This is a genomic window from Chitinophaga pinensis (assembly GCF_007896845.1).
GTDB lineage: Bacteria > Bacteroidota > Bacteroidia > Chitinophagales > Chitinophagaceae > Chitinophaga > Chitinophaga pinensis_C.
This window is the reverse complement of sequence record NZ_VOHS01000021.1, coordinates 15,861-39,549: the sequence shown is the minus strand read 5'-3', so window position 1 is coordinate 39,549 and position 23,689 is coordinate 15,861. Positions and strand designations below refer to the sequence as shown.

Annotated in this window: 20 protein-coding genes; 9 read left to right on the top strand and 11 right to left on the bottom strand. The window is 45.2% G+C overall.

The features are described 5' to 3' along the window. The first annotated feature begins 140 nt into the window (after positions 1 to 140). Entirely contained in the window at positions 141 to 3,254 is a 3,114-nt protein-coding gene (locus FEF09_RS19335; protein ID WP_146306645.1) for a triple tyrosine motif-containing protein, read from the top strand. 108 nt (positions 3,255 to 3,362) lie between these two features. Further along, complete coding sequence (locus FEF09_RS19330; protein WP_044221676.1) at positions 3,363 to 3,995, top strand: response regulator transcription factor; 633 nt, start codon at positions 3,363 to 3,365, stop codon at positions 3,993 to 3,995. Between the two features lie 89 nt (positions 3,996 to 4,084). On the opposite strand, the gene FEF09_RS33270 is transcribed toward FEF09_RS19330, so the two are convergent. Then, on the bottom strand, positions 4,085 to 4,207 hold the full coding sequence (locus tag FEF09_RS33270; protein ID WP_261387605.1) for a hypothetical protein: 123 nt from the start codon (positions 4,205 to 4,207) through the stop codon (positions 4,085 to 4,087). A 31-nt stretch (positions 4,208 to 4,238) separates the two neighbouring features. Further along, the gene (locus tag FEF09_RS30810; protein ID WP_012790749.1) at positions 4,239 to 4,394 is read right to left on the bottom strand and encodes a hypothetical protein; all 156 of its coding nucleotides are present in this window, start codon (positions 4,392 to 4,394) and stop codon (positions 4,239 to 4,241) included. Between the two features lie 435 nt (positions 4,395 to 4,829). Between FEF09_RS30810 and FEF09_RS19325 the strand changes: the two genes are divergently transcribed. From FEF09_RS19325 to FEF09_RS19305, 5 genes are all read left to right on the top strand, one after another. Then, a complete protein-coding gene (locus tag FEF09_RS19325) occupies positions 4,830 to 6,752 on the top strand; it encodes a DNA topoisomerase IV subunit B (protein ID WP_146306644.1) in 1,923 nt (640 codons plus the stop codon). Between the two features lie 20 nt (positions 6,753 to 6,772). After that, complete coding sequence (locus FEF09_RS19320) at positions 6,773 to 7,642, top strand: DUF1835 domain-containing protein (RefSeq protein ID WP_261387604.1); 870 nt, start codon at positions 6,773 to 6,775, stop codon at positions 7,640 to 7,642. A 10-nt stretch (positions 7,643 to 7,652) separates the two neighbouring features. Continuing rightward, entirely contained in the window at positions 7,653 to 8,051 is a 399-nt protein-coding gene (locus FEF09_RS19315; RefSeq protein ID WP_146306643.1) for a hypothetical protein, read from the top strand. Positions 8,052 to 8,055: 4 nt separating this feature from the next. Further along, positions 8,056 to 10,596 (top strand): DNA gyrase/topoisomerase IV subunit A, encoded by a 2,541-nt coding sequence (locus FEF09_RS19310; RefSeq protein WP_146306642.1) that lies wholly within the window; start codon positions 8,056 to 8,058, stop codon positions 10,594 to 10,596. Positions 10,597 to 10,711: 115 nt separating this feature from the next. Next, complete coding sequence (locus FEF09_RS19305) at positions 10,712 to 13,360, top strand: carbohydrate binding domain-containing protein (protein WP_146306641.1); 2,649 nt, start codon at positions 10,712 to 10,714, stop codon at positions 13,358 to 13,360. Between the two features lie 47 nt (positions 13,361 to 13,407). On the opposite strand, the gene FEF09_RS19300 is transcribed toward FEF09_RS19305, so the two are convergent. From FEF09_RS19300 to FEF09_RS19260, 9 genes are all read right to left on the bottom strand, one after another. Further along, entirely contained in the window at positions 13,408 to 14,391 is a 984-nt protein-coding gene (locus FEF09_RS19300) for a hypothetical protein (protein WP_146306640.1), read from the bottom strand. A gap of 51 nt (positions 14,392 to 14,442) precedes the next feature. Continuing rightward, positions 14,443 to 14,982 (bottom strand): D-glycero-alpha-D-manno-heptose-1,7-bisphosphate 7-phosphatase, encoded by a 540-nt coding sequence (locus tag FEF09_RS19295; RefSeq protein WP_146306639.1) that lies wholly within the window; start codon positions 14,980 to 14,982, stop codon positions 14,443 to 14,445. A gap of 18 nt (positions 14,983 to 15,000) precedes the next feature. Continuing rightward, positions 15,001 to 15,696: a nucleotidyltransferase family protein gene (locus FEF09_RS19290; protein ID WP_146306638.1), complete on the bottom strand. Its 696-nt coding sequence runs from the start codon at positions 15,694 to 15,696 to the stop codon at positions 15,001 to 15,003. After that, positions 15,693 to 16,268, bottom strand: coding sequence for an SIS domain-containing protein (locus tag FEF09_RS19285; RefSeq protein ID WP_146306637.1), 576 nt, complete (start codon positions 16,266 to 16,268; stop codon positions 15,693 to 15,695). The genes FEF09_RS19290 and FEF09_RS19285 overlap by 4 nt, the downstream gene beginning before the upstream one ends. A 28-nt stretch (positions 16,269 to 16,296) precedes the next feature. Then, a complete protein-coding gene (locus tag FEF09_RS19280; RefSeq protein ID WP_146306636.1) occupies positions 16,297 to 17,316 on the bottom strand; it encodes a dehydrogenase in 1,020 nt (339 codons plus the stop codon). Positions 17,317 to 17,479: 163 nt separating this feature from the next. Further along, positions 17,480 to 18,613 carry a glycosyltransferase gene (locus tag FEF09_RS19275; RefSeq protein WP_146306635.1) on the bottom strand — a complete coding sequence of 378 codons (1,134 nt, stop codon included), beginning with the start codon at positions 18,611 to 18,613 and terminating at the stop codon, positions 17,480 to 17,482. A 6-nt stretch (positions 18,614 to 18,619) separates the two neighbouring features. After that, positions 18,620 to 19,567: a glycosyltransferase family 2 protein gene (locus FEF09_RS19270; protein ID WP_146306634.1), complete on the bottom strand. Its 948-nt coding sequence runs from the start codon at positions 19,565 to 19,567 to the stop codon at positions 18,620 to 18,622. Positions 19,568 to 19,617: 50 nt separating this feature from the next. Further along, the gene (locus FEF09_RS19265; RefSeq protein WP_146306633.1) at positions 19,618 to 20,157 is read right to left on the bottom strand and encodes a DUF4199 domain-containing protein; all 540 of its coding nucleotides are present in this window, start codon (positions 20,155 to 20,157) and stop codon (positions 19,618 to 19,620) included. Positions 20,158 to 20,172: 15 nt separating this feature from the next. Then, on the bottom strand, positions 20,173 to 21,432 hold the full coding sequence (locus FEF09_RS19260; protein WP_146306632.1) for a dihydroorotase: 1,260 nt from the start codon (positions 21,430 to 21,432) through the stop codon (positions 20,173 to 20,175). Positions 21,433 to 21,852: 420 nt separating this feature from the next. On the opposite strand from FEF09_RS19260, the gene FEF09_RS19255 reads away from it, so the two are divergent. Both FEF09_RS19255 and FEF09_RS19250 read left to right on the top strand, forming a co-directional pair. Further along, positions 21,853 to 22,395 (top strand): RNA polymerase sigma-70 factor, encoded by a 543-nt coding sequence (locus FEF09_RS19255; protein ID WP_146306631.1) that lies wholly within the window; start codon positions 21,853 to 21,855, stop codon positions 22,393 to 22,395. A 127-nt stretch (positions 22,396 to 22,522) separates the two neighbouring features. Next, the gene (locus FEF09_RS19250; RefSeq protein ID WP_146306630.1) at positions 22,523 to 23,467 is read left to right on the top strand and encodes a FecR family protein; all 945 of its coding nucleotides are present in this window, start codon (positions 22,523 to 22,525) and stop codon (positions 23,465 to 23,467) included. Positions 23,468 to 23,689 lie beyond the last annotated feature (222 nt).

Here is a 23,689-nt window from a genome sequence, read left to right as displayed (position 1 = left end):
GAATGGGTTAGGTTGCGGGAAGAAAAATACAAAATCATTAGAAAGTGTGCGGTAGATTTATATATTTGCAAGCACTGCGTTATGTGACTCAGTATTTTTATAACCTCTATTACTAAATAGCATTGCAATCGCGGGCGCAGATGACGAGGACCTTATTACTTTTCTTCCTATGTACCTTATCCGTATCTGTGTTGATCGCACAGGATAAGCCCTACATTTTCGACTCTTATGGCGTGAATGAGGGTTTGTCTCAGAATTCTGTCTATGATATCCTGGAGGATAATCAGGGCTTTATGTGGATCGCAACGCATGATGGCATTAACAGGTTCGACGGGTATGGTTTCAATGAATACAGGTTCAATCCGAGTTTACAGGAACGGGCCGGACAGGGGAAAGGAAACCTGGTAGTCCGGAATAACAATGGGGGACGTGCATTGATTAACCGCTTTGCCCTGAAAGGGTACAAAGGGTATTCCCTTTACCGTAACAGAAGGCATCAGCTGATGCTTACACATAATTACGGTATCAGTGTCTATGACGAGTACAAGAACTCTTTTGAGACAGTACTGGAAGACACGATGTATGAAAATAACGGTGAGCGCGACAGTGGCAATAAATTCAGAATACTCGGTGAAGACTCCTTAACCAACAGTATGTGGGTATGGCGCCCCTCCAAAGGCCTTTATATACTCGATGATTCCACTTATGTCAAAAAAAGGGTGATTCTCTATCCCAAAGCAATGTTACAACGGGGTGTTGCCGCCAATTCAATGTACAAAGACGGGAATACAATCTGGATGAACTTTGAAGCAGGTGAACTGCTGGCGATGAATACCCAAAACCTCCGCTTAACCACGTATTGTCTGCCCGGTATCACTTCTCATACAGTATTAAAAAACCTCAATAAAGATTCTTTGATCATTGCCTGCAGAGGACATCTGATCATTTTCAATAAAAAGCAGAATAAATACACGGATATACCTTTTGATCAGCGTGATCCGAAGGATGCGAATTTTATTCCTTTATGCCTTGAGCTGGATCAGAACGGTAACATCTGGATTGGTGGTACAGATGGTATTATGATCTACAATGTGAAGCGCAATGAGATTGTGACCCGGATCGTCAGCTTTAATGGCTCAGAAACACGCTCATGGAATGTAGTCACTTATCTGTACAGAGATGCTTCAGATAACATGTGGGTAGGTACAGATGGTGATGGTATCAAGAAATATTCTCCCAATAAGAAGGTCTTTAATCTCTATCGTTCGCCGGCCACTACACACAATATGGTCAGGGCTGTTTACAAGCATGACGATGGTAAATTATACGTAGGACTACTAAATGACGGACTGGATATTTACGAGAGAGGAGGGAAGTTCCTCGAGCGTATACCAAACGATGAACGCAAAGGCGTATTCCCTGCCAGAAATCTGAATGCAATCTGCCGGGAAGATTTTGAGCACCTCTGGTTCCACTTTTCTGATATGCATATTGGCTTGTTCAATGTGCATACCAGGAAATTTGAAGACCTTACCAAATATGTAGCCGCACTGGGTTTACCGCCACAGGAAGATATCTATCCATTCCTGTTTAAACGGACCACCGGTGAGGTGTATTTTAACTACGGACGTTATCTGCTGCAGATCATGCCGGGTGAACGGGGAGGATATAAAGTGGCAATTGTACACGAATTCCCTGATGAAATACTGACTACGTATTACGAAGATCTGATGGGCAATAAATATGTGGGCACGAAGGTGGCCGCATATGTAAAACGAACAGGCAGTGCGGGATGGGATATGATTACCCTGCCACAGGGTACTATTGTGAAATCGATCAGTAAAAGAGCCGGTAAGGAACTGTTGCTGGCCACGTCTAAGGGGCTGTTTGTACTGGATGAAAATAACCACAGAAAGAAGCACTACAATAGCTACGATTATCCTGCATTGATCAATGATTATCTGTATGGTGTACTGCTGGATGAGAAGGATAAAATATGGGTTAGCCACAATAAAGGTCTTTCACAGATAGATCCTTCTGATGATGAGATTACGACTTATAATCATGAGGATGGTTTGCAGTCAAATGAGTTCAATACGGGCGCCTTTTTCAAATCTGTAGACGGAGAATTGTTCTTTGGTGGCATAAGAGGTTCCAATGGTTTCTATCCGAAGGATTTCAGGAAGAATACGTCCAAGCCGAAGGTAGTAATCATGCGTATGGAAGTGCTGGACAAACCTTATGAGTCAGATACGGCCCTATCACTGTTACGCAGAATAGAATTGCCTTACAATCACAATACGATTGCGATTGAGTTCGTACCACTGGAATATACCAATCCGCTCAAGAACAAGGTGCAGTACAAGCTGGACGGGGCGGATGAAGACTGGGTACAGGCAGGTGCTTTCAGGATGGCGCGTTATACCAATCTGCGTCCGGGCACTTATACTTTTAATGTGCGTGCTTCCAATAACGACGATATTCTGAACTCGACACCTACCACGCTGGAAATCACCATCAGAATTCCATTCTGGCAATCATTGTGGTTCAGGTTCCTGCTGCTGTTGTTATTATTGGGGGTTGCTTATTATTTCTCTACGCTTTATCTTGATTACAAGATTCGTCATGAAAAACTGAAACTGGAGAAAGAACAGGCTGTGGATCAGGAGAGAGCGAGAATTTCCAGTGATATGCACGATGACCTTGGATCCGGATTGTCTACGATACGTCTGCTGAGTGAGATTGCCAAGCGGAAGATTACAGATACTTCGCAGACGAAGGAGCTGGAACGTATATCAGAAGCAGCGGGAGAGCTGGTGGATAAAATGAGCGAGATCATCTGGGCGATGAACTCTTCGAATGACTCGCTGGAGAATCTGATTGCTTACATGCGCAGTTTTGCGGCTGATTTTCTGGAACATGCGCATATTACTCACCAGTTTTACATTCCGGAAAGTATTCCAAATATTAAACTAAGTGGGGGCACCAGGCGTAATATATATCTGGCGGTAAAGGAATCCTTACATAATGTGGTGAAACATGCACAGGCATCTGAGGTAGTAATACAAATACAGATGCATAAGAACATGACGATTATGATAAAAGATAATGGCAAAGGCTTTGATCAGGAGAAAGTAAGATTGTTCGGAAACGGGTTAAAGAACATTCAGAAGAGGATGCAGGCAGTTGGCGGAAACGCTGACATCAAATCGCATCACGGTACGATAGTTTTGCTAGATATCCCGTTAATTTAATATAGATTTGTAAGATAACATAAACGTGGTATTATTACGTTGACCTCTCTCTAAACATAACAACTGATATAGATGACTGTATACTCGAAAAAGAAATCTCAGGATAACATGGATATTATTTCTGTGGCGATTGTTGAAGACAACCATGATATCCGTACAGCCATGGAATTGTTGATTAATGGCTCGGATGGGTATGCTTGTATAGGCGCTTTTAATAACGCGGAGACTGCGGTAGAACAGATCCCCAGTTTGTTACCAAACGTTGTGCTGATGGACTTTAACCTTCCGGGCGGGATGAATGGAATCGAGTGTATTGCGCGCCTGAAAGGAGAGTATCCCGATATGCATTTCATGATGTTGACGGTGTATGAGGATGATGACAAGATCTTTCAGGCACTGGAAGCCGGTGCAAGTGGTTATATATTGAAAAAAACGCCTCCCAGCGAGCTGCTGAGTGCTATCAGGGACCTGCATGAAGGCGGTTCTCCTATGAGCTCGCAGATCGCGCGCAGGGTAGTGGCTTATTTCCAGAAACAGGCGAAGCCTAATCCGGCACTGGAGGCATTGACTTCCAGAGAGAAGGAAATTCTGGACCAGCTGTCCAAAGGATTTCTGTACAAGGAGATTGCGAGCAATCTGTTTATCAGTATAGAAACGGTGCGCAGACACGTGCACAATATTTACGAAAAACTGCATGTAAGAAGTCGTACAGATGCTGTGAACAAGTATTACAACAGATAATTACGTTTTATCGTTTACATAGCGAAGAGAAAAGGGCGAAAGACAATTGTCTTTCGCCCTTTTCATTAAGTTAGTTGTTTACTGATAAATTATTTTGTTGGATTGTCGGTATTAGTCCCCAGTTTGCTCAGTGCTTTGCGTACGAAATGTGCCGCCAGCACCATAGAGGCGATCAGTAAACAGGCCAGTTTAAACAGCAGTCCTGCTTTCATAGGAAATGACTTATTAAATAACTAAATATTGTTATTTCATCATCTGCCAGGAATTGAATTTCTGGACAAGTTTGATGAAGCGTGCGCTGAGCTGACTCATGGAGCGTTGCTCTCTTCTAACCATGTAAGTAACGAGTAGCGCGATGGACAACACTGTTGCCAGTGAGATTAGGAATGTAGTTTTCATAGATCAGGAGTTAGGTTTTATCAGGTTTTTATCTCAAAAAGACGACTAACTGTAAATATAAAATATTTAGTTATATAAACTATCATTTCCCAAAAACTTTTATGGACAATTTCTTTTACAGGGGGGCGCAATATTTTGAAGAAAATATATTTGTCTTATCTTGGCAAAATCAGGCCCCGGTCTGATTGGAAAAGTCCGGTATCGGAACGGTCCTCAAATAACTGTTATTCATATATTTAAGCGTAGTGTATAACTAATACTTGGGATGAAACGCCGAAACCTGTATTTTTGCCAGCAACCGGATTTTGCTAAAAGTTTTAGTAAATTCGCTGCCCGGACATCATGCCGCAGAAATGACCCTGAGAAAGACTGGCATAGATGGTGCATTGATAGTCCGCTTGTTATAAAACTGTAAATTGGAATTTCTATATAATTATGGCTACTACGGATAAGAAAGATCTCTCTGCTGCCTATACCGAAGATTCGATCCGGTCGCTTGACTGGCGTGAGCATATCCGCCTGCGTCCGGGTATGTACATTGGTAAGCTGGGCGACGGCTCAAGTATGGACGATGGTATCTATATACTGTTAAAAGAGGTTGCTGACAACTGTATCGATGAGCATACAATGGGTTTCGGCAAGCAGATAGATATCAGGGTAACTGAACACAACGTAACGATCCGCGACTTTGGTCGTGGTATTCCGTTGGGGAAAGTGGTGGATGTGGTGAGCAAGATCAACACCGGCGCCAAGTACGACAGCAAGGCTTTCCAGAAGTCTGTTGGTCTGAACGGTGTGGGTACCAAAGCAGTGAACGCTTTGTCCAGTTATTTCAGGGTAGAATCTTACCGTGACGGACGTGGTAAAGTAGCTGAATTTGAAAGAGGTAATCTGACAAAGGAACATAAAGAAAGTAACACCAGCGAGCCCAATGGTACTCTGGTAACATTCACGCCGGATGATACCGTTTTCCGTAACTACCGCTTTATTCCGGAGTTTCTGGAAAACCAGATCTGGAACTATTGTTTCCTGAATGCAGGATTGACTGTCAGCTTCAACGGCAAGAAATATATTTCTAAAAATGGTCTGCTGGATCTCCTGCAACGTAAAACCAACGAAGATGAGCTGCGCTATCCGATCATTCACCTGAAAGGAGAAGATATCGAAGTGGCGATCACCCACGAAAATCAATACGGTGAAGAGTATTATTCTTTCGTGAATGGCCAGCACACCACACAGGGCGGTACGCATCTGGCAGCCTTCCGTGAGGCATTTGTAAAGACACTCCGTGATTTTTATAAGAAAGACTATGAAGCAACAGATATACGTGCGTCTATCTGTGCTGCTATTTCTGTGAGAGTACAGGAACCGGTGTTTGAATCCCAGACAAAGACCAAACTTGGTTCATTGACTGTATTCGAGAATGGTCCTTCAATGAAGGCTTTTGTACTGGATTTCCTGTCCAAACATCTGGATGATTTCCTGCATAAGAATCCGACTACGGCAGAAGCTCTAAAGAAACGTATTGAGCAGAGTGAGCGTGAGCGTAAAGAACTGGCTGGTATCAAAAAACTGGCAAACGAGAGAGCGAAAAAAGCAAACCTGCATAACCGTAAGCTGCGTGACTGCCGTATTCACCTCAATGAAGAGGTAAGCGGAAAAGATAAAAACGATCTGGAAACCAAACGTCTGAATACGACCATCTTCATCACCGAAGGTGACTCAGCGAGTGGTTCCATCACCAAGTCCCGTAACGTGGAAACTCAGGCTGTATTCAGTCTCAGGGGTAAGCCTCTGAACAGTTTCGGTCTGACGAAAAAGATCGTGTACGAGAATGAAGAGTTTAACCTGCTGCAACACGCACTGAATATCGAAGAAGGTCTGGAAGGACTCCGCTACAACAGGATTGTGGTAGCGACCGATGCTGACGTAGATGGTATGCACATCCGCCTTTTATTGCTGACCTTCTTCCTGCAGTTCTTCCCTGATCTGGTAAAGAATGGTCACCTGTATATACTGGAAACGCCTTTATTCCGTGTGCGTAATAAACAGCAGACAATCTACTGTTATACCGACGAGGAAAGGATAAAAGCGATCAAGAAACTGGGCAATAAGCCTGAGATCACCCGATTTAAAGGTCTGGGAGAGATCTCTCCGGACGAATTCGCTAATTTCATCAATGATGACATGAAAGTGGAGCCGGTGATCCTGTCCAAAGACACGCATATACAGAAATTGCTGGAATATTACATGGGTAAGAATACACAGACCCGTCAGGAGTTTATCATCGGTAATCTGCGTTATGAGAAAGACCTTGTTGACACGGTAGATGAACCTGTAGAAGCAAGCGGCAAATAATCAGCATATTAAAGAATTCAATGGCACTGCTACATATCGTTTTCGGTGAATCATCTGCCACTGCACTGTCTGGTGCATTTGAGCTGGATGAAAAGCTGAAAGGAGACATACTTTATTTTGAAGATGACCTCTCCATAGGTCCTCTTTTTATCCTCGATACAAAGGATGGTCAGATCGCCCGCAAACAATGGTGGATGCAACTGGCAGGCATTCAGCCACAGCCGGTAGCAGAAATATTTACTGAAAGCGAACAGTCTGTTCCGGTGCCTGAGCCGGAAGAGGAGAAAGGCGATCAGGAAAAATTCCGTCAGCTGAAAGCTCTGCTTAAAGCTGATCCTGAACAGGAGGTTTATCTCTGGGCCGGCCAGAATGCCAGAGACGTATGTGGTTACTATTGGCTGATCAGTCAGTTATACGACTTCGCCGGACGTATTCATATCATCTACCTCAACAACCTTCCATTCCTCAATGAAAAAGGAAGTGTGTTTTATCCGACTCACCTGCATCAGATCCTCGCAAAAGAATTCCTGAAAGCAAAGAAACTGGCAAGACCGGTCTCTCTGGCAGAATTTGAAATAGATGGTGATGAATGGAGCCGTATGATGAATGAAAATGGCGGTATCCGTCTCCTTGAAGGCGGTAAAAAACTCAGAGGAGAACCTGCGACCTTCTATGACAAGGAGTTGTTGCAGGCAGCAACCGCAGAGTTCCAGAAAGCGTCAAAAATAGTAAATGCGGTGACCGGAAAACTGAAATATCCGGTAATGGATCAGTTCCTTGGATGGAGAGTGAAAGAGCAGGTGAAACAGGGTAAACTGGAAAGCAGAGGAGAGCTGAAAACGATTAAAGATTTCGAAGTAAAAATACCTTCAGAAATAACTAACGCCTAATATCCGGAAAATGGTAAAAGTAACGCCAGTACAGCTGAGTGGAGAAGATGAAAGAGGGAGTAACTATGAGTGGAATACAGACCGTAGCGGCGATTTCATTTTGTGTTACAGAAAGGCAGGCAGTAGCAGTGGACAACATTACCACGAAGGAAAGGCAGACTATAAAAATCCGGAAATACTTTATCTGCTGACCGGTAAAGCCAGTATGGACTGGTGCCCGCTGGACGGCAACAAGATAGAGACCATCACGATCGAAGCACCGGCCCGCATAGAGGTGGCCGTAAATGTCTGGCACCAGCTGATAGCCGTGACAGATTGCTGCTTTATCGAACTGAACTCCATGGCTGACGTACGGAAAGATTCCATACGCATCTGGAGAGATGAATTTGAAAAGATGATCAATAAATAAGATTATGAGCGACATCGATAATACACAACCGGCAGACGAATCATTACAGAATATTCTCCACCTGGGGGATATGTATGAGAATTGGTTCCTTGATTACGCGTCCTACGTGATCCTGGAGCGTGCGGTACCCAGCGTGGAAGATGGTTTAAAGCCTGTTCAGCGCCGTATCCTGCATGCGATGAAGGAAATGGATGATGGCCGTTTTAATAAAGTGGCCAATGTGATAGGTTCTACCATGCAGTTCCACCCGCATGGTGATGCTTCTATCGGTGATGCAATCGTTAACCTCGGACAAAAAGACCTGCTGATAGACACCCAGGGTAACTGGGGGGATGTGCGTACAGGTGATGATGCAGCCGCCGCCCGTTATATTGAGGCACGTTTGTCTAAGTTCGCACTGGAAGTAGGGTTTAACAATAAAACTACCCAATGGCAGCTGAGCTATGACGGTCGTAAGAATGAACCACTGGCATTGCCTATGAAGTTTCCTTTGCTGCTGGCACAGGGTGCGGAAGGTATCGCTGTTGGTTTGTCTACCAAGATTTTACCGCACAACTTCATAGAACTGCTCGAAGCGTCTATCAAATACCTGAAAGGAAAGAAATTTGAGATCTTCCCGGATTTCCCTACTGGTGGTATGATAGATGTGGCCAACTACAACGATGGCCGTCGTGGTGGTAAAGTACGTGTACGTGCACACATTGAAGAGAAAGATAAAAAGACACTGCTGATCAAAGATGTACCATATGGTGTTACGACTACCGCTCTTATGGAGTCAATCGTAAAAGCCAATGATAATGGTAAGATCAAGATTAAGAAAGTAGTTGATAATACCGCGAAAGATGTAGAGATCGAAGTGCAACTGGCGCCCGGCATTTCTCCTGATATTACAATAGATGCACTGTATGCGTTCACTGATTGTGAGATCTCTATATCTCCAAACGCATGCGTGATCATCGATGATAAACCACGTTTCCTGACAGTAAGCGAACTGCTGAGATCTTCTGCAGATTTCACACAGGCGTTGCTGAAACGTGAACTGGAGATCAAGCTCAACGAACTTCAGGATAAATGGCATTATACCTCACTGGAAAAGATCTTCTTCGAAAAAGGTATCTACAAGGAACTGGAGCAGAAGCACAAAGACTGGGAAGCAGTTATTGCAGCTATTGACAAAGGTTTCGCACCTTACAAGAAGAATCTGAAAAGAGAGATCACCCGTGAAGATATCCTGAAACTGACAGAGAAACCGGTACGCCGTATCTACAGACTCGATATCAATGAACTGAATGAGCAGATCAAATCCATAGAGGCAGATATCAAAGATGTGAAGCATGACCTTGCAAACATGGTTGACTTCACAGTTGCCTACTATGAGAACCTGCTGAAGAAATACGGTAAAGGCCGTGAACGTATTACTGAGATCAAAACATTCGATACGATTCAGGTACAGCAGGTTGCGATTGCCAATGCGAAAATCTATGTGAACAGAGCAGATGGTTTCATAGGTACTTCCCTGAAGAAAGATGAATTCGTTGCTGACTGTTCTGACCTTGATAACATCATCGTCTTCAAAAAAGACGGTAAGATGATCATTACCAAAGTGGCTGATAAAGTCTTCGTAGGTAAGGATATCATCCATGTAGATGTATTCAGAAAGAATGACGAACGTACAACCTATAACATGATCTATGTGGATGGCAAGACCGGTATGAGTTATGCCAAACGCTTCAATGTAACTGGTATTACGCGTGATAAGGAATACGATCTGACCGTGAAGGGCGAAAAGAATTCAAAAGTGCATTACTTCTCTGCTAACCCGAATGGTGAGGCAGAAGTGGTAAGCATCCGTCTGAGTCCTAACTGCGCGGCGCGTAACAAAGAGTTTGACCTGTACTTTGAAACCATTGCTATCAAGGGACGTAACTCTCAGGGTAATCAGGTAACGAAATACCCGATCCGCAACGTGAAGTTCAAAGAGAAAGGTGCTTCTACACTGGCAGGCCAGAAGATCTGGTATGATGCGGAGATCGGCCGTCTGAACATGGAAGAACGTGGTGTTTACATCGGTTCCTTCGATGGTGATGACAAGATCTTTGTAGCGTTTAAAAATGGTACTTATGAGCTGACTAACTTCGAACTGACCAACCGTTACGATCCGAATGAGCTTGTATATATTGAGAAATTCAATCCGGAGAAGGTAGTATCTGCTATCTACTTTGATGCCGACAAGAAACAGTTCAATGCGAAACGTTTCAAGATCGAAACGCAGACAATGAACAACAAGTTCCTGTTTATCAAAGAAGGAACAGGCAACTATCTGGAAATGATCACTACCCACTCAGAACCGGTTATCCTGCTGAAAACAGGTAAGAAACGTAATCCGGATGAAGAGGAGATCAACCTCGCTGAATTCGTGGAAGTAACCAACTACAGAACAGTAGGTACACGTATCTCCGGAGAAGAGCTGATCAGCGCTGAACTCGCCTCTGACGAAGAAGAACCAGATGAGGGAGGTGTACAGGGACAGGGAGAATTGTTCTGATAATATCTTATCAATCTATAATAGCCGTCTCGCATTCAGCGGGACGGCTTTTTATTTTACCAGAATTAGCAGGATCTATTGTCTAACTTGTATGTACTAAGTTATTACAGGTCCGATGAAGAATATCATGCTATGGCTGCTCCCGCTGCTGGGAGTATTGCCGCTACGTGCGCAGGAGCGTACCAATCACCTATTTAAAATATTCAGCAGATATGATTATTACCTGCCGGGACAGGCGGGTAGTGTTATCTGTGTTATTCCGGACAGCCTTTCTGCCGGTGGATATCAGCTTCTTTTATCCTTGCAGGGACATGAATTATCGCGCAGTACTGGCTTTACAGGGCATTACTTAAATGCACCCATTGCGGTGGACGCACTGCCAACAGACAGGACGCACCTGCAGTATACTATATTACATGGGCAGCAGTCCGTTGATAGTGGGGCGCTGACGATAACGCGTTTGCCGGCAAAAGCGAATGCGGTTCAGCAGGATCGTCTGACCGGCGGTTTACTCACCGATGGTATGCCTTTTTTCCCTTTTGGTTTTTATTGCGTTGGCGTGGGAGATCTGGCTGAAAAGGAAGTTGCCCATGGCTTTAATATGGTGGGTCCGTATCAGAGCAATCTGCCGGAAACCTTTGCCGAAAGAAAGGCATATATGGATCGCTGTGCTCAACTGGGTGTACGGGTACAGTATGGGGTCAACTCGCTGGTAGGAGCTGGTCACAACGGCGACAAGGGACTGGATAAAACGGAAGAGGAAAAGCTGGCTATTTTGCGTAGCGAAGTACTTGCATTCCGTGATCATCCTGCTTTATTGTCGTGGTATATCAATGATGAACCTGACGGACAAGGAAGACCACCGGCAGTGCTGGAAAGGGCCTATCAGCTGATTAAAGAGCTGGATCCTTATCATCCTGTTGCTGTGGTATTCATGATGCCGCAGAAAATAGACGAATTCAGACATACTATGGATATCGCTATGACGGACCCTTATCCTATACCCGGCGCAGCTGACAAGGTAGCTGAGGATGTTGGCTTTCTGAATAAGCGGTTGCGGTATGAGAAGTCTGTCTGGCTGGTACCGCAGGCTTTCGGTGGACAGGAAATGTGGTCCCGCGAACCTACCGCCCGGGAAATACGCGTCATTACCTATATGGGACTGGTAAAAGGTGCTAAAGGTATTCAGTACTATGTACATGCACCCGGTAATCTCAATCCGCAATCAGTCGCTGCATGGTCAGCCTGTAGTGACATGGCTGTAGAAACAGCCCAGATGACGCCATTCCTGCTTTCTGCAGATCCCGCACCGCAGGTACATAGTGATGACAAAACCATACTGACAAGCGCTTTTACCTATAAGGGGAATCTGCTTGTAATAGCTGTCAATAATGAGAATAAGCCCAAACCACTGCTCTTACAGACAGACCTGAAAAGCGCGGGTATGGCCATCACCGGGAAAAGCGGCGGACTATCCGCTGAAGCGGAATTATGGTTTGAGAACAGAACGGTACCCTTTACTGGTGGGAAGATCAATGATATCATTGATGCTTATAGTACAAGGGTATACCTTATCCGTGCAGTGGAAGAGGCCGTGTCTCCTTTATTGTATGCCGGCAATCTCACAGTGAATCCGGGTTTTGAAAAAGTGGTTAGTCCGGGACTACCAATAGGATCTAATGTAACCAGTACCGTTCACGCCAAAGCGGACCATGGCGCTACCTTTTTTGCAGATAGCAGAACCAGTAGGGAGGGATTATTCAGTTTGCGTCTGATCACACCGGTAGACAGCGGTGGAAATAAGATCCGTCTTGTGCCGATGGTGATCAATGCAGGTAATAGTTATACGGTGTCTGTATGGGCGAAGGCAAAGGAACAGGTAAAAATGCCGTCTTTTCGTATGGGACTGGCGGCAGCGGGAGAGGAGCATGTTTATCCGCTGACGAACGACTGGCAGCAATACAGTTTTACGTTCCGGGCAACTACTTCTTCTACAAATGCTATTCTGACGCTGGAACTACCAGATCCGGGAACGGCGTGGTTTGATCTGTTGCAGACATGTCCGGATCCTGTTATCAGATATGAGATCAATCAGGAACATACTGCTACCGTCAGTATCAGCAGCAGCAATAGTAAAGCTGTATTACGGTATGCAACAGATAAACTGCCGGATGCGCATGGAGCGGAATATAAGGGGCCGTTGAGCGTGAATACGGCGAGTATTGTGTACGCAGCTTTGTTTGACGGAGAAAAGATGATCGCAGCGAGTCAGGCATTTATTCCGGTGAATCGTGCATTGGGTAAACCCGTAACGTTGGAGAATCCGTTTCATACTGCCTATCCGGCGGCAGGAGCGGCTACCCTGACAGATGGGATCATGGGTACTACAGCATTTAAAGATGGCCGCTGGCTGGGTTTTTCAGGCAAAGACCTGCAGGCAGTAGTAGATATGCAAGCGGTAAGCAGTATCAATAACGTCAGCGTAAATTTTCTGGCAGATCCTAACAGCGGCATCTTTTTGCCATCGGAGGTGTCTGTATACATTTCTGCTAACGGGAAGAAATATGAATTGGCGGGTACGCAAAAGAACCTGAAAGGTTCTGTAAGGGGTGAGCCCTATCTGGAGTCATTTCATGTCAATATCAGGAAGAAAAAGGCACGTTTTATACGGATTGTAGCGAAGACAATAGGCACTATCCCCGAAGGGTATCTTTTCAAGGGAAGTACGTCGTGGTTATTTGTGGATGAAATGCTGGTGCAATAAATAAAAAGAGGCTATCCGCCGTATGAAGGATAGCCTTTTTATTTAATTTATTGTTTCTTGCCTTTTGGCTTTTTCGGTTGTTGTAAGCCCTCATTGATCTCCTCAGCAGTACGTGGATCCATCATCCTTTTCTGCTTCTGATTCATCGGCTGGTCTACAGGGACCTTGCCTTGTGGCAGTGCATCATGGAAGACTTTCTCAATGTGTACCCATTTACCGGCTTTCCATTTAAAGCCCTCATAATCGAGATCCGGTACGAAGGTGGATGGCTTGGATGGCTGATTGGTTTCAGAGATCAGGTGATCATACACGATCATATCCATTTCCGGGTTATAGCTCAGACTGATAGTCGCGTCTTTTTTATATTCCAGAATAATGCGGTTACGTGTTCTTTTCGGAACGGTATCTTCTGCAAAACTGAAATACGGACCACCGAATACCGGTTCGCCGTCTTTGAAGGTCAGCATATCCAGCATTTTCTTCTGACTACGGATATTATTGGCATCCCAGCCGAAGAGTGTATAGTAATCCTTGTTGAAATAGCGGCGGTGCTGTACTTTATAATACAGGCAGCCATACCATTCCTTATTATTGGTGATAGTATCCTGATTATTAATGTAATCAGATCTGTCAAACAGCGGGAACAGCTTCAGTTCTCCTCCTTCAGTTCTCATCTGTATGGCTCCGTAGTGGTGATAGAAGCTGGTTTCCTGCTCCAGTCCCCATGTGAAGATGCGGAAGGTGCTATCTGCCGGATATTGGATGGAGATAGTGCTCAGAGAGTCAAATCTGAAGTTAAAAGAGTAGGGCGTTTTTAATGCCTGCACCAGTTTCGGAATAAAACGGTCATTTGCATTCTGTCTGACGGCCTCATCCCGTCCACGGAGGATCAGGTCTGAAAGGACCTGTAATGAATCCTGCTGTTTACGCAGGACTTCTTCGTTAGCGGGACTGATCCTGACCTTCTGGGCCTGCAGGCCGGTATAGGAGAGAAATGTGCAGCATAACAGTAGAAAGCAGGTTCTGATCATAATTTTATTTGAAATGAAAACTACAGGCTTATTACGTTATATGATACAAAATTATTGTATGATTGATGAAAATTCCAGTAGTCCTTTACAACGATAGTCCATCTGAGGGTGTGGGAAAGGAAGATCCGGTTTGGTCGAAGGAATAAAGACGGTTGTCATCCCCTGATCTTTACCGAATTTCATATCGCTCAGCGTATTACCCACCATAATGGCTTTGGAAAAGTCTATTTCGGGAAAATCGGCTTTAGCCTGTAGCGCCATACCGTCGTTTGGTTTACGGCAGGGACTGTTACTGTCTATATCCGGGCAATAATAGATCCTGTCTATTCTTCCTCCATTGGCGCTGATCGCTTCCAGCATTTTTGTATGTATTTCCTGAAGTCCTTCCGGTGTCAATAGTCCCCGGCCAATACAGCGTTGGTTAGTCACCAGTACAATACGGCTGAATTTTTTCGCCAGCTTGCTCAGAGCAGGCAGGACGCCTTCTTCGAAGCGGAACATATCCCAGCTGAGCACGTATCCGTCTTTGATCTCGTTGTTGATCACTCCATCTCTGTCGAGGAACAATGTCCAGGAAGCATCAATCTGCATATTCTTCAATTAGTAGGCTTATGAACGGAAATCCATCTGGACCTGTTCATAGTCGGTTGGTATTCCGATGTCTATAAAATAGGTATCGCTGACAAAGCCGGATACCTGATTGTTTTGTACCTGTGGTTCCAGTACTTCCTTTTCAAAGGAAAACTGCTGTGGCAGACCAAGGCTTTGCAGATATGCTTTGGAGGCAAGGTATACGCCGCCGTTGATCAGTCCTTCTTCACAATACTTCTTTTCCAGAAAGGCGGTAATACGTCCCTGCGGATCCAGCTCTACACTGCCGTAACGTTCAAACTGGCGCATTGGTTTCAGGGCCAGAGTGAGTTTACTTTGTGTCTGCTGATGAAACTGATAGAAGTCGGATAGTGATATATCGAAGAAAGTATCACCATTGACAATAAAGCATTCATCTCCATTGATATGGGAAATGGCGTGCAATATAGCGCCGCCGGTACCTAATGGCTCTTCTTCAATAGCATAGGAGAGTGTCAGCGGTAATTTCGCCTGTTCACACCATTCGATCACCTGTTCTGATTTATATCCGAGGGACAATACTACATGGGTAATGCCCTGTTTAATAAGATACTGCAGGAGGTAGAACAGGAATGGCTTGTCATTGACAGGGGCCATACATTTTGGTTTATCGGCCACTACGCTGCGCAGACGTGTTCCAAGTCCGCCGGCAAGTACAATACATTCCTGTATCATGGGAAAAGATTGTTTTCAACGATTTCGCAGATGATATGTCCGACAGTAATGTGTGATTCCTGTATACGCGGTGTATCTGAGGAAGGCATATTCAGCAGATAATCGCTGCCATCTTTCATTTTACCACCTGAGTGACCGGTCATACTGATCACGATCATCCCCTTGCTTTTTGCTACTTTATAAGCTTCCAGAATGTTGGCGGAGTTACCGGAGGTAGAAATACCTACCAGTACATCACCTGCCTGACCGATACCTCTGAGGATACGTGCGTATACCTGATCATAGCCATAGTCGTTGCCTACGGCGGTCAGGTAAGATGTATTGCAATGAAGTGCCTCTGCGTACAGGGGCGTTCTGTCTTTATAAAAACGTCCGGAGAATTCAGCTGCCAGGTGTTGTGCATCTGCTGCGCTGCCGCCATTACCACAGAACAGGATCTTATGACCCTGTTGCAGGCTGCTGGTGATTACATTGGCAACCTGTTGTATGGCATTGATGAGGGTTGCATCTTCGCAGATGGCCTGCTTTACTGCGATGCTTTCCTGTATTGTTTTGATGATATTGTTACTCATGAAATGATGTCGTTGTTCAATTGTAGAATTACATGCACCAGCTATTCACGCCATTGTGCGTAAAGTGATAGCGTTTAACTTGTCCGCCGAAAGCATTCAGAGCTTCCACTACCTGATAGCGGGTGTTACCCGGGCAATAGAAGATCATGAATCCGCCGCCGCCTGCACCGGAAATCTTTCCACCAGATGCGCCGGCACGTTTGGCTGCTTCATAGATATTATCCAGCTGTGAGTTGGTAATACCTTTCGCCATGTTCTTTTTGTGCTGGAAACCGTAATCAAGAATGTCGCCAATTTTATCGATGCTACCACGAAGAAGGGCTTCTTTCATCATGACTGCTTGTTCTTTGAGGTGGTGCATCGCTTCAATGGAAGCTTCTTTCTTTTCGTGTACATTTTTCTGTTGTTCGGAAATGATACTGCTGGAAAGACGGCTGGTAGAAGTATAGTACAGTACGAGGTTGTTTTCCAGTTCATCAAGGTATTTATCCTTGATGCGCAGTGGATTCACGATTACTTTATCGTCATGGTAGAACTCCATGAAGTTTACACCACCGAAGGTAGCCGCATACTGGTCCTGTTTACCGCCCGCCTGTTTCAGGTCTTCTCTTTCGATCACGTAGGCCAGATGTGCCATATCGTATTCACCCAGCGGGAGCTTCAGCCATTCAGCAAAGGCGCCCAATACAGCTACTACCAGTGTCGAAGAGGTACCCAGACCGGAACCGGCAGGTGCATCTACAAACGTGGTCAGTTTAAAGCCGGAAGGGATGCCATAGTCTTTATGTATACGGTTGATCACACCTTTCAGTATCTCCAGTTTACCATCCAGCGGAAGCGGGAAGTTAGCATCGCATACCAGTGTTTCATTCCTGTCAGCACAATCGAAGTAAACCTTGTTTTCAGTTATTGGTTCGATGGCTGCACGGGCATAAAGGGAAATGGTGGCATTAAGGATTGCGCCGCCGTACATGTCAGAGTAGGGGCTTACATCTGTTCCGCCTCCGGCCAGGCCCAGGCGTAATGGTGCTTTGCTACGATAAATCACAGTAATTCCGTTTTTATAAGTGCTGCAAGATAAAACAATTGCGCATGCGTATCTCGCGATCTTGTTTAAAAGAAGTTAAAATATTACTTATATATCTGGTGCAAAAAAATAACCGGAATGACCTTTTACAGATCTTTCCGGTTATAGGGTATAATAAATGAGCTTATTTACTGTAAACCAATCGGTTAATCTCTCCGGCCAGTCTTTCCCATGAATATTGCTTTTTCTCTGTACGGACAGCGGCGGTCATGTCGGCCTCGCGGTTATCGGTATAGTATTTTGCAATCTTGGCGGCAATATCGGTCGGTTCCGGTTCGCACTGGAAACCAACGATGTTGTCTGGCACCATTTCAACAAGACCCCCTACGCGGGTAACTACCATCGGCTTTTCGAAATGATAGGCTATCTGGGAAATACCGCTTTGTGTAGCGCTTTTGTAAGGTTGTACCACCAGATCAGCTGCACAGAAGTAGTCCTTTACAGCGTCTTCTGCAATGAAGTCCGTGTGCAGGATAACCCGTTCACCCAGTTTCAGTTCATCCAGCAATTTCATAATAGGAGCAGAGTCTCCATAGAATTCGCCAGCAACGATCACCCGTACGTCCATTGCTTTCAGACGTTCGTCGGCCATCGCTTTCAGCAACAGATCCAGTCCTTTATATTCACGGATAAAGCCGAAAAACAGGATGTATTTTTTATCCTGCTCCAGTTTCAGGTGTTCTCTTGCCACTGCTTTAGAGACAGGAGTACCGTAGTTATCATATACCGGGTGCGGAATGAGAGAGGCTGGTTTACCGGGCTCAAACTGACGCAGATCGTCCAGTACAGACTGGCTCATCGCAATAAACGCATCTACGGGTTTGAGAAAATATTTTGTAAATGGCACATCACCGGGTCTTTTCTCATGAGGTATCACATTGTCAAGAATGGACACTGCCCGTGTATGTTTACTTTTACCCAGACGGAGTAATGTACCCAGACATGGTCCCATGAGTGGGAGCCAGTATTTGGTGACGATCAGATCGGGCTTCCATTTACGGATCATGCGGCCTACCTTGATCCAGTTCAGCGGGTTGACAGAATTGATCAGTCTGCGGATGCGTAGGTTTGCAGGCGCCGGAGCATCTGTAAACTGGCTTTTTCCCGGAAAAAGGAAAGAGGGGTACTGTACGGTAAATGTCCAGATTTCAACCTCTGCATCTTTTTGCAGTTCTTCCGCGAGTCTTTCATTATAGGCAGACAAGCCACCTCTGAATGGCCACGCCGGACCGAGAAACAGAATTTTCTTTTTTGCCATCTGCTGTTATTTAGTTCGATCAAGGATAGATTCGACAAGATATTCATTCCTTTCCGGTGCATTTCTGGTGACCAGCTCGGCGATAAAGCCGGTCAGGAACAATTGTGACCCTATGATCATTGCCAGCAGGGCCAGATAGAAGAGAGGACGCTCGGTCATCTTATACTGGGAGTAGGCAAATTTCTGAATGGCGAGGTATACAGAGATACCAAAACCGAGTATAAAGGAAAGTGTGCCCAGTGCACCGAAGAGGTGCATCGGACGTTTTCCGAATTTGCTGATAAACATGATGGAAGCCAGGTCAAGGAAGCCATTGATAAAGCGTTCCAGCCCAAACTTGGAGGTGCCGTATTTACGGGCACGGTGTTCTACCACTTTCTCGCCGATCTTTCTGAAACCGTTCCATTTGGCAATAACCGGAATGTAACGGTGCATTTCTCCATATACTTCTATGCTTTTAATGACCTTACGGCTGTAGGATTTTAGTCCGCAGTTCATGTCATGCAACCTTACACCGCTCATGCGGGTAGTGGTATAGTTATATAATTTTGAAGGAAGGTTTTTGGTGAGTGCACTGTCGTAACGTTTCTTTTTCCAGCCGCTTACCAGATCAAAGCCATCTTCTTTGATCATGCGGTAGAGGTCCGGAATTTCGTCAGGACTATCCTGCAGGTCGGCATCCATGGTGATCACGACGTCACCCTGTGCAGCTCTGAAGCCTTCATTAAGGGCGGCGGATTTACCGTAGTTACGTTGAAACTTGATGCCTTTTATATTTGGATTGCCGGCTGCGAGTTGCTGAATGATATCCCAGGAATTATCAGTGCTGCCATCATCTATCATCCATACCTCATATGAATACCGATGCTCCTGCATGACACGGTCAATCCAGGCAGCCAGTTCAGGCAGTGATTCTTCTTCGTTTTTTAAGGGAACGATTACGGAAATATCCATGTTTTATAACAATGTGTTTAGGATGCTTATCTATCTAATTAAGTGCCAATCTATGCAATACGCTTTCTGCGGATAACAGCCGCCAGTATTGCAGCAATCACAAAGTCAAGGAATAATCCGGTAAAATAGGATAGCATGCTTCTTACGAAGGTGATACTGTAGTCGCTTTGTTTCAGTTCGGTCAGCCGGGCGTCGAGATCTGCTTCTGTAACGCCGGGGCCCTGATGGGTTTTTGACATCTCATCGAGTATCTTCAGGTCCATTGCTTTCATACGGGCCGGCAGTTCCGGATCTACAAAGTTGACAATGATATAGGTAAGGACTGTACCCGCCAGCGTGCCGATCACAAAAGTCATGAAGATGGGCTGCAGACCGGCTTTGAAACCGATAAAGCCACCCTGACGTCTCTTTTGTTCCAGACCAGACAGTAAACCGGCGATAGCACAGATCAGTAGCTGTATAAAGTTGAATCTCAGGCTGAAAAATATAGGCTGATCCGTATAATACAGGGCGATACCGGTAGCAATAACCACTACAGCGGCTATCAGTCCCCATTTTATACCGGGATTAGGATATGTTGCATTACTCATACACGAATGACTGTTTTAAAGTTGGGCATATTGGCCGTTGATGATTCCTTTCACACTGCCTTTCAATTCCGCGCCAATATACGCTGAATTTTTAGACTTGCTGGCCAGATGCGCTGTGCTGAGTACCCACTCTTCTTCAGGATTGAATATAGTCAGATTGGCAGTCGCGCCTTCAGAAAGTGACAATTCCGGCAGTCCGAAAATCTTTCTTGGTTGTGCGGAGAGCATCTCTACCAGTCTTTCAACCGGTACTTCAGGCAGGTGCTTATGCAGTACCCCGAAAGCGCTTTCCAGTCCGATCATACCATTCTTTGCATATTCAAATTCAACCTGTTTGGCATCCCAGTCCTGTGGCAGGTGGTGGGTGGCAAAGCAGTCGATAACGCCATTCTTTACTGCATCCCGCAGGGCCTGTACATCTTCTGCGGTACGCAGCGGAGGATTCAGTTTCAGATTGGAGTCGTAAGAGAGGAGATGAGCATCTGTCAGGGAAACGTGATAAGGCGTCACGGAACAGGTCACTTTAATACCTTTTCCTTTCGCGTTTGCAATGAGTTCTGCTGATTTACGTGTACTGATACCCGTGAAGTGGATACGGGAGTCGGTATATTGTGCCAGCTCGATGTCGCGCTGGATGATCAGTTCTTCTGCGATAGCAGGTTTACCCGGCATACCCAGCTGGGTGCTGTAGATACCTTCGTGCATCAGACCGTGAGCGGAGATGCTGTGGTCATCCGGTAACTGGATGATCGTACCATTGACTGCCTTTACATATTGCAGCGCTTTGAGCATGATGCCCGGAGACTGGATTGGTTTCAATCCGTCTGAGAAAGCGACTGCACCCGCCAGTCTCATTTCGTACATCTCTGCAAGGGAAGTCCCTTCCAGATTTTTGGTTACCGCACCGATAGGCAATACCTGTACCGCGCTGTGGCGTGTACGGCTGATCACATACTCTATCTGTGCTTTTGTATGAAGGGCCGGCTGGGTGTTTGGCACAATCATAACGGTAGTATAGCCACCTTTGGCAGCAGCGTCAACACCACTCTGCAGGTCTTCTTTATATTCCTGACCGGGATCGCTGAAATGAGCGAAAAGGTCTGTCCATCCGAGGGATACGTGCAGATTATCTCCGGAAACAACCCTTGCCTGAGGAGCGGAAAGCCCTGTCCCTATCTGGCGGATGATGCCGTTTTCAATTAAAATATCCTGCTGCTGTCCGTGAAATGGGGACGATGGAGCGACTACCTGAACGTTTTTGAGTAATATATGCATGCTTTACTAACTGTGTCTATACCTTTTCTTAGAAAAAATACCGGCTGCAAAAGTAATAGAAATTCGCATTAGGCAGCGCATCTGGCGCTATTTTACTTTTCCCCGATGAATCACTGGAAATGAATAGAATTAATGATTAATTATTTAATAATCATATTGTTATGTGCATTATTAGGCTGATGCAGCCTGTTTTTATATGTCGCACATTCAGTATAAAAAGCGTCCGGTTCTGTCAGGGACTACCTGTTGCATGTAGTGATATATTACTTTTGTTTGTATTATTGCAGGTTGGTATCAGCTGTGTGGGTGCTAAGGAAGTAGCAGAGATACAGTCTGAATTAAATTTATATTTTGCCGGTAAGCGGTGTATTGGAATTGAAAATTATTATTGGTACTTTGAGTCACTTTTTACCGGCGCCTATGTCATACAGCGTATTGGAGGACAATGAATTATTCAACAGGGTCAGGCTTTCTGACGCAAAAGCCTTCGACGAAATTTACCTTCGCTACTGGCGTAAATTATATGCATTGGCGTTTTACCATCTGAAAGATAGTGAGGCAGCAGAAGATATTGTGCAGGAAGTCTTTACAAGCCTCTGGGCTGCCCGCGAACGCTCCGACATCAAATATCTGTACACCTATCTCGCCACGGCGACCAAATATGCCGTTTTTCATCATTTTGCACAACCGCATAATAGTACCACTTCTCTCGAAGAACTCCTGTCATTGCCGGTAGAACAGCCTTCCGCTGAAAGCAGATTGCTACAGGATGAAATCAACCGGGAAATCAACCGCTTACCAGAAAAATGCCGCCTTGTATTTCATTACAGCCGGGAAGAAGGGCTGGGAAATAAGAATATTTCCGAGAAACTGAATATCTCCACCAAAGCAGTTGAAAAGCACATTACAAGAGCGCTCCGTCAGTTGCGTGTACAACTGAAACATATGGTCTGGTTCCTCTGACCGGAAATTTTCAAAAAATATTTTTTCAGAGAGGTAGGGTAGGGCCCCTTTTTTTACACTATTACTAAGAATACGGTTTGCTGTGCTTTGTCAGGAAACGTTTCTTATCTGCATTTACTGTGAAATTATGACTAAAGAACAGCTGACTGATCTGACTGCGAAGTACCTGAAGGGTACCGCTACTCCTGAGGAGCATGCCTTGCTGGAAAAATGGTATTATTCATTTAATCAGCAGGAATTGAGCATAGCACTGCCGGGAGAAGAAGAAGCTGCACTGGAGGCAAGAATGAAAAGGCAGATAGATCAGAGGATAAAGGCAGTTTCACGCCGGTCATTGATGAAACGGTTATCAGTATGGCAGATTGCGGCAGGCGCATTGCTGCTGCTTACAGGGGGACTGCTGATCCTGTTCTCCAGCAACAGGCAGGTATACCGGGCCTCACAACATCCGCAGCAGATCGTGCTGAAAGATGGCAGCAAGGTGTGGCTCAATGCAGAAACCCGCCTTGTATATACCGATCTCCCTTTCTTCAGTGAACGTAAACTGGATTTGACAGGGGAAGCCTATTTCGATGTAGCCAGCGATCCGGAGAAACCCTTTATCATACAGTCAGGTGATATGACGACACAGGTACTGGGCACCGCATTCAATATCAAAGCTTATCCGGACGAGCCTTTTTATATCACGGTAACAAGTGGTAAAGTCAGACTGGAGGACAAACAAACAAAAACAGTTACTGTACTGACATCCAATAAACAACTGAAGTATGCGAGCCAGCATCCACCGGTACTGAAGGAAGTAGCATCAGCCACTGCACATGCCTGGACAAGCGGACAACTGGAGTTTTATGATCAGTCTTTCGGGGAAATCGCCCGTGCCATCAACAGAAAGTACAATGTTAAAGTAGTATTCGCCAACAACACGTTAGAGCAGTGTATGATCACTGCAAGTTTTGAGAAAGAATCAGCAGTATCCCGTGTGATAGATCTATTGTGTAAGATCAATAATGCAACGTATACCTTCAGTGCAGACAGTAGCATTGTGACGCTGGAAGGAAAAGGTTGTCAGTGAAACAGAAACCACGGGTTGTCATGTAATTAAGGAAGAGAAAAACCATCTGGACATATATGCCGCAGAGTATAAACAGTACGTAATATAAACAAAACGTCCCTGCACCTGAGTACAGGGGACGCCTGTACAGGGTATTTCATGTCGCCAAACCTGCATACCCTGGATTCATTATTTACTAACAACAAATCGTATTAAAGTTATGGAAAAAACAGCGCATACACG

Coding starts and splice junctions, on each gene's coding strand:
- FEF09_RS19335 (WP_146306645.1), top strand. CDS start 141: ATGACGAGGACCTTATTACTTTTCTTCCTATGTACCTTATCCGTATCT.
- FEF09_RS19330 (WP_044221676.1), top strand. CDS start 3,363: ATGGATATTATTTCTGTGGCGATTGTTGAAGACAACCATGATATCCGT.
- FEF09_RS33270 (WP_261387605.1), bottom strand. CDS start 4,207: ATGAAAGCAGGACTGCTGTTTAAACTGGCCTGTTTACTGATCGCCTCT.
- FEF09_RS30810 (WP_012790749.1), bottom strand. CDS start 4,394: ATGAAAACTACATTCCTAATCTCACTGGCAACAGTGTTGTCCATCGCG.
- FEF09_RS19325 (WP_146306644.1), top strand. CDS start 4,830: ATGGCTACTACGGATAAGAAAGATCTCTCTGCTGCCTATACCGAAGAT.
- FEF09_RS19320 (WP_261387604.1), top strand. CDS start 6,773: ATGGCACTGCTACATATCGTTTTCGGTGAATCATCTGCCACTGCACTG.
- FEF09_RS19315 (WP_146306643.1), top strand. CDS start 7,653: ATGGTAAAAGTAACGCCAGTACAGCTGAGTGGAGAAGATGAAAGAGGG.
- FEF09_RS19310 (WP_146306642.1), top strand. CDS start 8,056: ATGAGCGACATCGATAATACACAACCGGCAGACGAATCATTACAGAAT.
- FEF09_RS19305 (WP_146306641.1), top strand. CDS start 10,712: ATGAAGAATATCATGCTATGGCTGCTCCCGCTGCTGGGAGTATTGCCG.
- FEF09_RS19300 (WP_146306640.1), bottom strand. CDS start 14,391: ATGATCAGAACCTGCTTTCTACTGTTATGCTGCACATTTCTCTCCTAT.
- FEF09_RS19295 (WP_146306639.1), bottom strand. CDS start 14,982: ATGCAGATTGATGCTTCCTGGACATTGTTCCTCGACAGAGATGGAGTG.
- FEF09_RS19290 (WP_146306638.1), bottom strand. CDS start 15,696: ATGATACAGGAATGTATTGTACTTGCCGGCGGACTTGGAACACGTCTG.
- FEF09_RS19285 (WP_146306637.1), bottom strand. CDS start 16,268: ATGAGTAACAATATCATCAAAACAATACAGGAAAGCATCGCAGTAAAG.
- FEF09_RS19275 (WP_146306635.1), bottom strand. CDS start 18,613: ATGGCAAAAAAGAAAATTCTGTTTCTCGGTCCGGCGTGGCCATTCAGA.
- FEF09_RS19270 (WP_146306634.1), bottom strand. CDS start 19,567: ATGGATATTTCCGTAATCGTTCCCTTAAAAAACGAAGAAGAATCACTG.
- FEF09_RS19265 (WP_146306633.1), bottom strand. CDS start 20,157: ATGAGTAATGCAACATATCCTAATCCCGGTATAAAATGGGGACTGATA.
- FEF09_RS19260 (WP_146306632.1), bottom strand. CDS start 21,432: ATGCATATATTACTCAAAAACGTTCAGGTAGTCGCTCCATCGTCCCCA.
- FEF09_RS19255 (WP_146306631.1), top strand. CDS start 21,853: ATGTCATACAGCGTATTGGAGGACAATGAATTATTCAACAGGGTCAGG.
- FEF09_RS19250 (WP_146306630.1), top strand. CDS start 22,523: ATGACTAAAGAACAGCTGACTGATCTGACTGCGAAGTACCTGAAGGGT.